The organism is Agrobacterium sp. ST15.16.055 (assembly GCF_027956555.1).
GTDB lineage: Bacteria > Pseudomonadota > Alphaproteobacteria > Rhizobiales > Rhizobiaceae > Agrobacterium > Agrobacterium salinitolerans.
Genome location: NZ_JAQKGN010000008.1, coordinates 37,924 through 50,622 on the forward strand (window position 1 = coordinate 37,924; position 12,699 = coordinate 50,622).

Annotated in this window: 12 protein-coding genes; 3 read left to right on the forward strand and 9 right to left on the reverse strand. The window is 59.8% G+C overall.

Translation table 11 applies throughout. The features are described from left to right. Nucleotides 1-22 precede the first annotated feature (22 nt). Both PL599_RS13440 and PL599_RS13445 read left to right on the forward strand, forming a co-directional pair. A complete protein-coding gene (locus tag PL599_RS13440; RefSeq protein ID WP_269824527.1) occupies nucleotides 23-1,534 on the forward strand; it encodes a serine hydrolase domain-containing protein in 1,512 nt (503 codons plus the stop codon). 243 nt (nucleotides 1,535-1,777) lie between these two features. Next, entirely contained in the window at nucleotides 1,778-2,674 is an 897-nt protein-coding gene (locus tag PL599_RS13445; RefSeq protein ID WP_269824526.1) for a LysR substrate-binding domain-containing protein, read from the forward strand. 7 nt (nucleotides 2,675-2,681) lie between these two features. Here PL599_RS13445 and PL599_RS13450 read toward each other — a convergent pair whose 3' ends face one another. From PL599_RS13450 to PL599_RS13490, 9 genes are all read right to left on the reverse strand, one after another. Further along, nucleotides 2,682-3,548: a D-amino-acid transaminase gene (locus PL599_RS13450; protein WP_269824525.1), complete on the reverse strand. Its 867-nt coding sequence runs from the start codon at nucleotides 3,546-3,548 to the stop codon at nucleotides 2,682-2,684. Nucleotides 3,549-3,567: 19 nt separating this feature from the next. Then, nucleotides 3,568-4,626, reverse strand: a complete 1,059-nt coding sequence (locus PL599_RS13455) for a P1 family peptidase (RefSeq protein WP_269824524.1) — start codon at nucleotides 4,624-4,626, stop codon at nucleotides 3,568-3,570. A 144-nt stretch (nucleotides 4,627-4,770) separates the two neighbouring features. Then, nucleotides 4,771-5,730, reverse strand: a complete 960-nt coding sequence (locus PL599_RS13460) for a sugar kinase (protein ID WP_269824523.1) — start codon at nucleotides 5,728-5,730, stop codon at nucleotides 4,771-4,773. Between the two features lie 20 nt (nucleotides 5,731-5,750). Next, nucleotides 5,751-6,809 carry an ABC transporter ATP-binding protein gene (locus tag PL599_RS13465; protein WP_269824522.1) on the reverse strand — a complete coding sequence of 353 codons (1,059 nt, stop codon included), beginning with the start codon at nucleotides 6,807-6,809 and terminating at the stop codon, nucleotides 5,751-5,753. A gap of 101 nt (nucleotides 6,810-6,910) precedes the next feature. Then, a complete protein-coding gene (locus tag PL599_RS13470) occupies nucleotides 6,911-7,732 on the reverse strand; it encodes a carbohydrate ABC transporter permease (protein WP_170985582.1) in 822 nt (273 codons plus the stop codon). Between the two features lie 14 nt (nucleotides 7,733-7,746). Beyond that, a complete protein-coding gene (locus PL599_RS13475; protein ID WP_173990117.1) occupies nucleotides 7,747-8,685 on the reverse strand; it encodes a carbohydrate ABC transporter permease in 939 nt (312 codons plus the stop codon). Continuing rightward, nucleotides 8,685-10,013, reverse strand: a complete 1,329-nt coding sequence (locus PL599_RS13480) for an ABC transporter substrate-binding protein (RefSeq protein WP_269824521.1) — start codon at nucleotides 10,011-10,013, stop codon at nucleotides 8,685-8,687. The genes PL599_RS13475 and PL599_RS13480 overlap by 1 nt, the downstream gene beginning before the upstream one ends. Nucleotides 10,014-10,118: 105 nt before the next feature. Continuing rightward, nucleotides 10,119-10,775, reverse strand: a complete 657-nt coding sequence (locus tag PL599_RS13485) for a GntR family transcriptional regulator (protein ID WP_077981362.1) — start codon at nucleotides 10,773-10,775, stop codon at nucleotides 10,119-10,121. Between the two features lie 20 nt (nucleotides 10,776-10,795). Then, nucleotides 10,796-11,680: a dihydrodipicolinate synthase family protein gene (locus PL599_RS13490; RefSeq protein ID WP_269824520.1), complete on the reverse strand. Its 885-nt coding sequence runs from the start codon at nucleotides 11,678-11,680 to the stop codon at nucleotides 10,796-10,798. A gap of 307 nt (nucleotides 11,681-11,987) precedes the next feature. On the opposite strand from PL599_RS13490, the gene PL599_RS13495 reads away from it, so the two are divergent. Beyond that, nucleotides 11,988-12,599 carry a biliverdin-producing heme oxygenase gene (locus PL599_RS13495; protein WP_269824519.1) on the forward strand — a complete coding sequence of 204 codons (612 nt, stop codon included), beginning with the start codon at nucleotides 11,988-11,990 and terminating at the stop codon, nucleotides 12,597-12,599. Nucleotides 12,600-12,699: the final 100 nt, after the last annotated feature.

Here is a 12,699-nt window from a genome sequence, read left to right on the forward strand (position 1 = left end):
CATAAACACACGAGACCAAACCATGCCACATCAATTCGATTGGAACGCCGCGTCAACCCTTTCAGAGACCTTCGTCTCGCAATGGGCGGGCAACGAGCCGGGCGGAGCGGTCATTGGTTTTGATCTCGATGGCATTCGTTTTGCCCATGCGGGCGGCGTCGAAAGTCTCTCGACCTTCGCACCCTTCACGCCGCAGAGCGTCGTGCGTTATGCCTCAGTCACCAAACACGCCTTCTGCGCCATGGTGCTCGCCCATTCCGATCTGATCGGGCTCAACGATCCGCTCGGCAAACATCTGCCGGAGCTGCAATCGCCGCTGCGCGACGTTACGGTCGGGCAGGCGCTGGATATGAGCGGCGGCCTGCCGGATACGCGCGAGTGCCTGTCGCTGCTTGGTCTTTCCGTCTATACCGAAACGAAAGCCGGGCCGCTCCTCGACTATCTTTCTCGACTGACGCGGCTGAATTTTTCGGCGGGCAGCGAGGTGTCCTATTCCAACACGGGTTATCGTCTGGTGGAAGCGGTGCTGGAGCGCCGGGGTTTCCGTTTCGATGATTTCGTGCAGACACAGATTTCCGGGCCGTTCGGCGTGTTTCTGAAGGCGCCGGATGTCTGGAACGATCCGGTCAATGGACTTGTCCCGGGTTACTGGAAGTCTGAAGAGAATTGGCAGCTCTCTGCCGCCGGCCTGCATATCTCTGCATCCGGCAGCCTTGCCGGCAGCGCCGAAGCACTTACTCGTTGGTTGCAGGGGCTGATGCGGGGCGAGGGCAGCTTTGCGGGTGTTCTCGACAGGCTTTCGGCTGAGCGGCCGCTCGCCGACGGGCGGATGAGCGAGTATGGCCTCGGCCTGCGCTGGTCGCATTTGGGCGAGCGCCGGTTTGTCGGACACGGCGGTTCGCATCCCGGTTACAAGACTTACTTTCTGCTCGATCCGGAAAACGGCACAGGCTTCGTCATTGTGTCGAACCGCGAGGATACCAACGGCTTCAAGATCGCTTTGGAAAGCATGGCGGCTTTGACCGGTCTGCCTTTGCCCAAACCCGCCGCCAGCCTGCCTGATGGTCTTTATGTGACCGAAAGCGGGCCGTGGTGGCTGGAGATCAAGGGCAGCACCGCCACCTTCATCGATAGCGACGACACGCTTTATGAAGATGTCGATGGTTGGGTTTCTTCCCGTTCCGCCTCATCTCCCATGCGTCTCAGGTTAGACGGCGATGCGATTGTGGGCGAGGCCGGTCACGCCACCCGCCGTTTCCTGCCTGTCGGAGAGCATATGGTGCCGAATGATCTTTCGGGAGCATGGCGTTCGGATGAGGGCGCGGAATTTATCATCGGCGGTTCCTCGCTGACAATGGGCATCGGCCCGACCCGCCGCAGCATGCCGCTCAAGGCGCTCGGCAATGGCCGTTTTCTCTTTACGCTCACCGATGGGCCCTGGACGAAGCGGGTCTGCCTCAACCGGCTGGGTGACTACCGGATCGAACTGGTGTCCAGCCGGGCGCGGATGATCGAATATTCCAGAAGCCGCTAACGACTGAGGCCTATCCCGGTGCGCCCTACAAACTCGATGTCATCCTTGGGCTTGACCCGAGGATCCATTGTCGCACTTGGTTGTGGATCCTCGGGTCAAGCCCGAGGATGACGCAAGCGGGCTCTAGTCAGTTTGTTAAACGACCCGAAGCTTTCTAAAGGGTTTCAATCGGCTTCCATTGCTCCTAATAAAGACCCGTGTTCCCGGCAGGCCGGGACAACATCTTTGTGGGAGAACAGGCCCTTGGAAGTCAAATGGCTCGAGGATTTCCTGGCGCTGGCTGGAACGCTCAATTTCTCGAAGGCGGCGGATGAGCGGCATGTGACGCAATCCGCCTTCAGCCGGCGCATCAAGCAGCTGGAAGCCTGGGTGGGCGCGACGCTGGTCGACCGCGCATCCTATCCCTCACGATTGACGGAGGCAGGAGCGAAGTTCGTGCCAGTGGCGCAGGAGACGCTCAAACAGCTCTACCATGCGCGGCGCACCCTGTTGCAGGAAGATGGCGAGGATGCGAAGACCGTACGGCTGACCGCCCTCCATACTCTGTCCTTCACCTTTTTTCCTGGCTGGTTGAAACGGTTGAATGACACAGCTGGCCCCCTGTTTTCCGTGCTGCGGCCCGACTCCGGCAGCATGGAGGAAAACCTCAACTCGCTGGTGGACGGGCAGAGCGATTTCCTTCTGACCTATGCCCACCATGAAGTGCCGATGCTGCTTGATGCGCAGCTATTCGAATTTCGTGTGCTGGGTGCAGAGAATATAATTCCGGTCTCAGCCCCGACTAAGGATGGCACGCCGCTGCATGCGCTGGTGGAGAATGCGAAAAAGCCCTTTGCCTATCTGGATTATGAAAAGGCCTCGTTCTTCGGGCCGCTGCTGCGCGATCTCTTAAGCGCAAGGCTGCCGCAATTCGAGCGGGTGCATGAGGGCAGCATGTCGGTGGGGCTGAAAGCCATGGCGATGGCAGGCTGGGGGGTCGCCTGGGTGCCGGAAAGCCTGATGCGGCAGGAGCTGGACAGCGGCACCCTTGTGCGCGCCGCCGATCCGAGTTTCGACATTGCCGTCGATATAAGGCTTTATCGTTCGAAGGAGAACCGCCGGCCCGTTGTCGAGCGTATATGGGCGGTTCTCGAAGGCTGATACCTGCTTAAATCGCCGTACGGCGGGCGTTTTCGAGGTAGAGCGCGCGCAGGCGGCTTACCATCGGGCCGGGCTTGCCGTTGCCCACCGGCTTGCCGTCGATCTTGGTGACCGAGACGACGAAGTTGGAGGCGCTCGTCAGGCAGGCCTCATTGGCGTTCATGGCTTCTTCCAGCGTGAAGGGGCGTTCTTCCAGCGTAAACCCGGCCTCCTTGGCCAATTCCAGAGCGGCAAGGCGTGTGCAGCCGGGCAGGGTCTTGTTGCTGTTGCCGCGGGTGATGATCTTTTTATCGGCGGTGACGATATAAGCGGTCGAGGACGCGCCTTCGGTGACGAAACCGTCCTCGATCATCCACGCCTCATCACAGCCCTCGGCCTTGGCGATGCGCTTGGCCATGACCTGTGGGAGCAGGCAGACGGTCTTGATGTCACGACGTTCCCAGCGCTGGTCGGGAACCGATTTGACGGCGATACCGGCCTCCTCGACGGCGGTGCCAAGCAGCTTTTTTGCCTGGGTGAACATGACCAGTGTCGGCTTCAGATCGGCCGAGAACAGGAAGTTGCGGTCTTCGGCGCCACGCGTCAGCTGCAGATAGATCATGCCTTCGACGAGGTTGTTGTCGGCGATCAGGCGACGTTCGGCTTCAACGATCTCTTTCGTCGTGACCGGCAGGGCCACATCGATTTCACGGGCGCTGCGTTCCAGCCGGGTCATATGCAGGTCGCTGTCGATCAGCTTGCCTTCCAGAACCGACGTGACTTCGTAAATTCCGTCGCCGAACAGGAAACCGCGGTCGAAGATGGAAAGGCGGGCGTCCGCTTCGGGCAGAAATTCGCCGTTGACGTAAACGATGCGGCCGGATGGGCTGGTCATGAAAACTCCGTCTGGAAGATCAGGCTGAAACAAGGGTTTTAAGGGTGTCGATGGAAATGGCTTCAACCGTGGCGGCCTTGCCGGTGCCGGCATTGAAGCCCGATGTCGTTGTGGCTGCGCAGAGCGAATTGAGGATCGCCTCCTCCGTCGCCTCAATCGCAGCTTCGAAGAGCGGCGAAATCGCATCGTTGGAAAGTTCTGGATAGTCCGCGACGGTCTTGCGGCGCGCAGGCGTGCGACGCAGCCGCTCATCGGTGGAAAAGGCCAGCGAATAGTCACCGGAGCCGTTGCTGAGTGCGGCGCCCGTGCGGGCCAGTCCACCGAAGCTTCTGGCAGCGAGGCGCTTCAGATTGCGGGGGGAGAGCGGCGCATCGGTTGCGACCACGATAACGATGGAGCCGTCCTTGTCTTTATGCTCAGGGCTGACATAGGGCTTACCGCAGACCAGCAGATGGCCACCATAATTGGACTGCACGAGAACGCCGAGTGTGTAAGTCTCCCCGGCGATGGGGACGATGCGGGATGCGGTGCCTATGCCGCCTTTCATGCCGAAGGCGACCGTGCCCGTTCCGGCGCCAACGCCACCCTCGGCCACCGGGCCTGTGGTAGCGTTTTTCAGCGCGGCCGAGATCTCCTCGACGGTCGGGCGGCCGGCGCGGATGTCATTCAGGCGGGAATCGTTGGTCTCTCCGACCACCGAGTTGATCGACACCACTTTTTCATTGCCCGGTTGCGATAGCGTATGGCGATTGATCGCCTCGATGGCACGGCCTGTCGCCAGCGTATTGGTCAAAATAACAGGTGTTTCGAGTTCGCCGAGTTCGTCGATCTGGGTCGAACCGGCAAATTTTCCGAAGCCGTTATAGACGGCGAAGCCGGCGGGCACCTTGTCCTGAAAAAGATTACCGCCATGCGGCAGGATCGCGGTTGCGCCGGTGCGGATCGTCTCGCCTTCGATGACGGTCGAATGGCCGATGGTCACGCCTTCGACATCGGTGATGGCGTTGAGCGGGCCGGTCTCGAAATGGCCGGGCCGGAAACCGATATCGCGCAGTCTCGGGCGGGTCGTCTGATGCATCGGGCGATCACTTTTGCGGAATGCAGGCTCAAGGTGGAACAGGCGCGGCTTCATGAAAAGCTTTGCTCTGACATGACGTTAGACTACTTCGCCGTGAAACGGCATCGCAAAAATGGAATAGTTTTATGCGGGCAATGGATGCGCTCAGGAGGCGCGCAACGCGGCTTCGCCTTCCCGCTCCAGCCATTGCCGCATCGCGTCTTCTGTCTCTTCGCGCGTCGGCGCGCCGGCCCGGCCGCCGAAGACGGTGCATTTCAGCGCGGCGGCAACGGAGGAGAGGCGGATGGCCGCGCGGCTTTGCATGCCTTCAGCCATCGCCAGCGCAAAGGTGCCGTGGAAGATATCGCCCGCCGCCAGCGTGTCCACTGCCTTGACCTGCATCGTCGTCTGGAAATGCACCGTCGGATCGCCGGCCTCCGTCCACCAGCAGCCCGCCGGACCGGCGGTGACGGCGATGAAGGTTTGCGGATAACGGGCATGCAGCACCGGCAGCATGTCTTTCACCGTTTCAAGCCCCGTCAGCCGGGCGGCGGCGGGTTCGGAAAAGACGATATGGGTTGCGGCGGGCGCAAGCTTCTCAAGGGTTTCGACGGGTGCAACGTCACCATCCAGAATGGCGGGTTTGCCAAGCGCTCGCGCCACGGTCAGCACATCGAACGCCAGTTCCGGCCAGCGCACATCAACGAGAACGGCATCGAAGGGGGCAATATCTTCCGGCGTGCAGGCGCGTTTTTTCTCGTGAAGGCGGTGATCGTAGAAAGGCACGATCAGCCTTTCACCACGATCATCGATGATGATCGTCGAGAGTGCCGAGCGCGCGCCGGAAGCAACGGTCATGCCGGCAACATCAATGCCGCTTTCGGAGAGATCGCGCAGGATACGGCTTCCGGTCTCGTCGTCGCCCACCGCGCCCCACAGGCTGGCGCGGCCGCCCATGCGATGCACGGCATAGGCAGCACTGGACGCCATGCCTTCGGCGATCTGCAACATTTCATAAGGCAGGACCTTGCCTTCGCCCTTCGGCATGTCTGCCACGCGAAACAGGGTGTCGAGCACGGCGGCACCCACGCAGAGCACATGCTTGCCGCCCGCTTTCTTTACCATTCTCTCCGGTCCTGCCGTGTTCAGATGCGCTTGCCGCTGTCCTTGTCGAACAGATGCACCGTTGCCGGGTCGATGGCAATGTGGATCGTATCGCCGAAGCGGACATTCAGGCGCTCGCGGAACAGGCAGGCGATATCGTCACCCTTGCAATCGAGCTTGGCGTAGATTTCCGAGCCGGTGCCTTCGACCAGTTCGACCCGGCCTTCGATGCCGGTCTCGGCCGCGCGGATATGCTCCGGTCGCACGCCGTAGACGAGATCGCGGCCGCCGAGCTTGCCGAGATCGGCATGGGCGGGCAGCGGCAGGCTGAGGCCCTTTGCGGTGCGGAAGACGCCTTCCTCCACCCGACCACGAATGAAATTCATGGCGGGCGAGCCGATGAAACCGGCAACGAAGAGATTGGCGGGATTGTCGTAAAGCTCCAGCGGTGCGCCGATCTGTTCGATGACGCCATCATGCAGCACCACGATCTTGTCGGCCATGGTCATGGCTTCCACCTGGTCGTGGGTGACGTAGATGGTTGTCGTGCCGATGCGCTGGTGCATGGCCTTGATCTCGCCGCGCATCTGCACACGCAGCTTGGCGTCGAGGTTGGAAAGCGGCTCGTCAAACAGGAAGACCTGCGGATCGCGCACCAATGCGCGGCCCATGGCGACACGCTGGCGCTGGCCGCCGGAAAGCTGGCGTGGATAACGGTCCAGCAGCTTTTCCAGCCCTAGAATGGCGGCGGCCCTGTCGACCTTGGCCTTGGTTTCGTCCGCGCTCACCTTCTTCAGCTTCAGCGCAAAGCCCATATTATCCTTCACCGTCATATGCGGATAAAGCGCGTAGTTCTGGAAGACCATGGCGATATCGCGGTCGCGGGCGGGCAGGTGGCTCACCTCCCGCGGGCCGATGTGGATCTCGCCGTCGCTCAGCTCTTCCAGGCCTGCGATCATGCGCAGCAGAGTGGATTTGCCGCAGCCGGAGGGGCCGACGAGGACGACGAATTCTCCGTCCTTGATGTCGATATCGATGCCATGGATGACGTTGACCGAGCCGAAGCGCTTCTGGACATTTTGAATATTGACCGGTGCCATGTTTTTGGTTCCCGTTACGAGCAATTCCAGCAAAAGTGCGTCGCGGTTTTGCGTCCGGAATTGCGTTAAAAGAGTAAGGGCATGGAATGCCCTTCTTGAATTCAGCCGCCCTTGACGGCGCCGGCGGTGAGACCCGCCACGATCTGTTTCTGTGCGAACATGGTCAGCAGCAGCACCGGCAGCGTCACGATCAGCGCGGCTGCGGCCAGCGGTCCCCAGCTCACCTGTTCGAAGGACAGCATGTTGTAGACCGCGACCGGCAGGGTGCGCGTTTCGCGGCTGGCCAGCACGATGCCGAAGACGAAGTTGTTCCACGAGAAGATGACCGCGAGGATAAAGGAAACGACGATGCCGGGCTTGGCAATCGGCAGCGCCACCAGCCGGAACACCTGCCAGGAGGATGCGCCATCGATGCTTGCCGCCTCTTCCAGTTCCTTCGGGGTCGTCTCGAAGTAACCGATCATGATCCAGACGACGATCGGTACCGTCACCACAAGATGGATGATGATCTGCGGCCAGAGTGTGCCGAGCAGGTTCAGCCATTGGAACAGCAGGAACAGCGGAATGAGGAAAGAAAGGCCGGGCGTCATGCGGGCGATCATGATGACGACGGCCGATTTTTCAGCCTTCAGTCGGGCAATGCCGTAGCCGGCCGGCACGCCGATCACCAACGCCAGAATGGTGGCGGCGCCGGTGACGAGAACAGAGTTCCAGAAATAGAGGAAGAAATTATTCTCCTCGAACACCTTCACATAGTTCGACCAGGCAAAGCGTTCGGGAATGAGGATCGGCGGATAGGCGCCGTTGTCGATTTCATATTTCAGCGACAGCGAGATCATCCAGATGAAGAACAGGATGACGGGAGAGATCATCACCAGCGCCACGAAGAACAGGCCGAGCCGGTCGAGATTTTTGCGTTTCAGGATTTTTGCAGACATCAGCGATCCTCCATCTCGTTCCATTGCGAGCGCTGGCGCACCATCAGAAGCACGAAGGAAAGTGCTACGATGATGATGAAGAAGACCACCGCCATGGCCGAGCCGTAACCAATGTCGTAATAGGCAAAGGCCGTGTTGTAGAGATAGATGTTGATGGTTTCCGATGCCGTGCCGGGTCCGCCTTGAGTCATTGCATAGATGATGTCGAAGCTTTTGACGGCGTCGATGGAGCGGATGATGACGGCGATCATCAGGAAGGGCGCAATCATCGGCATGGTCAGGTAACGGAACTTCTGCCAGGCGTTGGCGCCGTCGATTTCAGCACTTTCATAGGGTTCGCGCGGCACGGCGGCGAGACCGCCGAGCACGATCAGCATGACGAGCGGTGTCCATTGCCAGGTTTCCACCAGCACCAGCGAGGGGATGACGGTGGACTGGTTGTAGATCCATTCCAGCGGCCCAATGCCGATGAAGGACAGGAGATAATTCAGGACGCCGAGCTGCGGGTGGAACATCATGGTCCAGACCAGCGCGATGGCGACCGGGGTCGCCATCATTGGCATGACGAAGACGCCGCGCAGAAAACCGCGCAGCGGAAACTGTGCATCGAAAACCAGCGCCGCCAATGTTCCGAGGATAAGCGGAGCGACGACCGACAGCACGGTATAGATGAGCGTATGCCAGAGCGATTCCCAGAACCTGATATCGCTTGCAAGCCTGATATAGTTCTCGAAACCGATAAAGCTCTGCTCCTGTCCGAGCGTCCAGCGATGCGCGCTCATCCAGAGGGTGAAGACCCACGGAAAAACGATCACCGCCGAAATGACGACAAGTGCCGGTATGACGAAGGGCCAGTAATTGGGAGCAAGCCTTGCGGGCCTGCTCCCTTCTTTCCGGCTCGCGCCTGTCTTGGTGTTTTCGATGCTCACGGAGGCCATTATCCCTCGCTACGCGCCAGAACGGGTGCGAACTGTTCCGTTGCCTTTTTCAGCTCAGTTGCCGGGTCCGCGCCGCCGATCATGTTGGTGAGGCCGACGCCGTAGATGTCGCGGAATTCCGTCACCGGAATGATGACGGGGAGCGCCAGCTGCGAGACCTTTCCGGAGCCGACGACGGCGTCCAACCAGGTGGCCGGCATCTTGACGCCTTCGCGGACCTTCTGATCTTCGAGAATGGACTGGCGGAACGGAACACCCGCACCGGCCTGCAAGAGACGCGCGCCCATTTCATGCGAAATCGCCCATTGGCAGAAGAGATAGGCGGCTTCCTTCTTGCTGCTGGCTTCGACGACGCCGAGACCATCGCCAAAGGTGCCGGCGGCCTGTGCTGCCGGACCCTTCGGCATGACGCCGTAACCGACCTTGCCGACAACGCGGGATTTTTCCGGGTTTTCGATCGGCGGCGCAAAACCGACGCCATCGAACCACATGCCGATCTTGCCCTGAAGGAAGGCCGACTGCGCTTCCGCCCAGTTGAAGCCGGAGACGCCGGGAGGGGCGGCTTTGGTCATCAGACGCTGATAGAGCTTTGCAGCTTCAACCGCTTCCTTGGATTCGGTATTGATCTTGCCGTCCACGATTGGTTTTGCGCCGTAACCCAGCATCAGCGAGGTCCAGACAGGTGTATTGGCGTTCTTGAGGCCGCGCGCCACGAAACCATAGGTGTTGGTTGCGGGGTCGGTGATCTCTTCCGCCGCCGTTACCAGTTCCTCGAAGGTCTCCGGGTATTTAAGGCCCTTGGCTTCGAAGAGCTCCTTGTTCCAGTAGACGATCCAGTAATCCACCGAGAAGGGGAGCGAGCGCAGCACGCCGTCGCTATCCTTCGCAAACAGCATGCCGGCCTCGGCAAAGTCCTTTTCGGTGAGCGACGGATCGGTGAGCGACGGGTCCTTCAGGAAGCCGCTGATATCGGCCAGCCACTTGCCTTTTTCGAACTGGCGCTTCTGAACGTGGTAGCTCAGATGCACAACGTCGAAGCTGGGCTTTCCAGAGGAAAGCTCGATCACCACCTTCTGGCGCTGTTGCTGTTCCGGCGTTGCTTCGGCATTGACCTTGATGCCGGTCAGTTCTTCGAATTCGCCGAGATATTTGATCAGCGTTTCGCTGCGCGGGCTTTTGACGAGGTTGACTTCAAGCGTCGTGCCTGCGTGTTTTTTCCAGTTCACCGCCGCCGATGCCGGGCGAATGCCGAGCATCGCGCTGCCGCCAATCGCGGCCGTGCCTGCCAGAAAGGCGCGACGCGTGGGGTTGAGCAATGAATGCCTCATGTCAGTTCTCCTCCAGTTAGCCGGAAATTCTCCTCACCTCCGGCTTGTTGCTTATTTTCATGCAATTCCGGCGCAGGACCGTTCTGCTGCCCTGCCGGAATTGCCCTATACTGCCAGCGCCCTGTCCCTTGCGTTGCGGATATGGGCGGTCAGGCGCTCTACGGCGTCTTCGACGGATCGCTTCTCAATGGCTTCGAGAATGGCGAGGTGTTCTTTCATCACCGATTTGACGTGGCCTGCGATGCGAAAGCGCTCCTGATTGATGAGGCGCATCTTGATGGAATTGACCCTGTAGGCGTTCGAGATGATCGAGTTGCCGAGACTATCGATGAAGGCATCGTGCATGCCCCAGTCCACCTGCTGGGCATGCTGATCGAGCTCCGGCGATTCCCCACCGTTTTCCGTCGCCTCGGCGATATCGCGGTGCTGTTTCAGCAGCCTGGCGATGGTCTCGTCCGAGGCCGAACGGGTAAAGAGCGCCACGGCCTCCTTCTCGAGAAAGATACGGAACTGGAACGCCTCGCGAATGAGGTTGATGTCGATATGGGCGACCTGCAATCCCCGCTGCGGTACCGTCTTGATCAGACCTTCCGCCTCCAGCCGCGGAATTGCTTCCCGGATCGCGCCGAGCGGCAGGCCCGTCAGTTCCACGAGCCGGCGCTGCGAGATGAATTGCCCCGGGCGAACGTCGCGCGAGAGAAGGTGGTGCGTAAAGCTCTCATACGCCCGTTCCCGCAATGTCTGTTCGCCGGTATCGTCCATGCTCAACCTTTCAGCTTTGTTCAGGCGGCCTGTTTGCGAAACAGCGCGTCGAAAGCGCCCTCGATCTGCCGCCGATCCTCAGGTGAAATCGCGACGAGCGGTGCACGCACATCCGACCAGATAGTTTCCCCTGTCGTGTGTGATACCAGCACCTTGACGGCAGGCGTAACCGGGAATTTCAGAAGTTCCACAACAAGATCGACAATGCGGGGATCATCCTTGCCGTCAACGGCCATCGCGCGGACTTCCTGCGTCAGGAAATTGGCAACGCCGGATATGGCGCCCTGACCGCCGAGGCGGACGCCTCTTGCGAGATCACGCTCATCGCCAATCAGGATGGCGAGATCGCCGTGTTCCTTCAGCAGGCGCTCGGTATGGCTCCAGTTGCCGGAGGAATCCTTGACGCCGGTAACGATGCCGGGGAACACCGCTTTCAGCCGTCCGACCAGCTCGACAGACAGTGTCACCATCGTCACAGAGGGGATATTGTAGACAAGAATGTCGCGTGCATCCTTGCCGATCTTCGAAAAGACCGCCGAGAACCAGGCAAACAGGCCGTCATCGCTGACATTCTTGAAATAGGAAGGCGGGGCGAGCAGAATATTGCGGGCGCCGGCTTTCAGGGCTTCCGCCGACTGGTCTGCCGCATCTTCGATGGAATCCACCAGAACCCCGGTGACGATACGCGACGGTGCAATGCCTGCTGCAATGAAGCTGGAGAGGATCGTCTGCCGTTCGGGGCTGCCGACGGAGCAGCCTTCACCCGTCGTGCCGAAGAGTGTCACGCTGTCGCAGCCATTGGACAGGCAGCGGCGGGCATGGGCGATCATGGCATCGATATCGACCGTTCCGTCCGTTTTGAAAGGGGTTGTCAGGGCTGCCGAAAGGCCGAATTTCTGGGTCAATTAAGATGCTCCTCCAAGGTGACCGCGAATTGATGGCATACTGACATGTTAGTTGTAAAGCAGTAATTGCAAGAGGATTGCTCGGAGCGTGAGTGTTAAGGACTTTACTGGGGAAATGAGTTCTGGGGTGGGCTTGCCAGCACCGATGAGGATTGATTGGATTGGTCTGGATGGGCATGGGTTTATCGCGGTGCGAGACGCACAAGCATCATGGGCAAGGAGACGGAAAAATGCGAAAATAAAATTTGACTGTCGGAGTAAAGATTTTTATCAGGCAGTCTGAATATAGGGATAAGGGACCATCATCATGACTATTGTGGAGTCGGCAGCGCCTGTAGCAGAGACCGAGCAGAGCCGCGTCAAGCGCCTGAAGGCAGCGACGCGCGGGGCGCATGGCGATCTCGATAGTTTCATCATGGCATCGAAGCCGTTCGAGAGCCGCGAGAAATTCGGCAAGTTCGTCGAAACGCAATATCTTTTCCATCGCGATCTCGATGCCTTTTTCTCCAATGCCACGCTTGATGGCCTGCTGCCCGACCTCAAGGGCCGCCGTCGTCTCTCCATGATCGAGCAGGATCTTTCCGATCTCGGTCTTGCCATTCCCGAAACGGCCGCGCCGCGTTTTTCCGCCGAGACGCCCTTCGATCTGCCGGAGGCCATGGGCTGGCTTTATGTGGTCGAAGGATCCAATCTCGGTGCGGCCTTCCTGCTGAAGGACGCGGCAAAGCTTGGGCTTGGCGAAGAATTCGGCGCCCGCCATCTCGCTGGCGCTCCCGAAGGTCGTGGCCTGCACTGGCGCACCTTCACCGCGGCGCTTGATGAAATTTCGCTGACGGTGGAAGAGGAAGAGCGCGTTGTCGCAGGTGCCGAGGCGGCATTCCGGGCGGTGCATGCCTATGCGCAGCAGCGGATGGGTTGAGGTTTTGGCATAGCTTCCAGAGAGCTATCCGCGGGTTGATCGTAGTTCCTGAAACGGTACTTCGTCGTCCTCGGGCTTGTCCCGAGGATCTGCAATCGAT

Coding starts and splice junctions, on each gene's coding strand:
- PL599_RS13440 (WP_269824527.1), top strand. CDS start 23: ATGCCACATCAATTCGATTGGAACGCCGCGTCAACCCTTTCAGAGACC.
- PL599_RS13450 (WP_269824525.1), bottom strand. CDS start 3,548: ATGACCAGCCCATCCGGCCGCATCGTTTACGTCAACGGCGAATTTCTG.
- PL599_RS13455 (WP_269824524.1), bottom strand. CDS start 4,626: ATGCATCAGACGACCCGCCCGAGACTGCGCGATATCGGTTTCCGGCCC.
- PL599_RS13460 (WP_269824523.1), bottom strand. CDS start 5,730: ATGGTAAAGAAAGCGGGCGGCAAGCATGTGCTCTGCGTGGGTGCCGCC.
- PL599_RS13465 (WP_269824522.1), bottom strand. CDS start 6,809: ATGGCACCGGTCAATATTCAAAATGTCCAGAAGCGCTTCGGCTCGGTC.
- PL599_RS13475 (WP_173990117.1), bottom strand. CDS start 8,685: ATGGCCTCCGTGAGCATCGAAAACACCAAGACAGGCGCGAGCCGGAAA.
- PL599_RS13480 (WP_269824521.1), bottom strand. CDS start 10,013: ATGAGGCATTCATTGCTCAACCCCACGCGTCGCGCCTTTCTGGCAGGC.
- PL599_RS13485 (WP_077981362.1), bottom strand. CDS start 10,775: ATGGACGATACCGGCGAACAGACATTGCGGGAACGGGCGTATGAGAGC.
- PL599_RS13495 (WP_269824519.1), top strand. CDS start 11,988: ATGACTATTGTGGAGTCGGCAGCGCCTGTAGCAGAGACCGAGCAGAGC.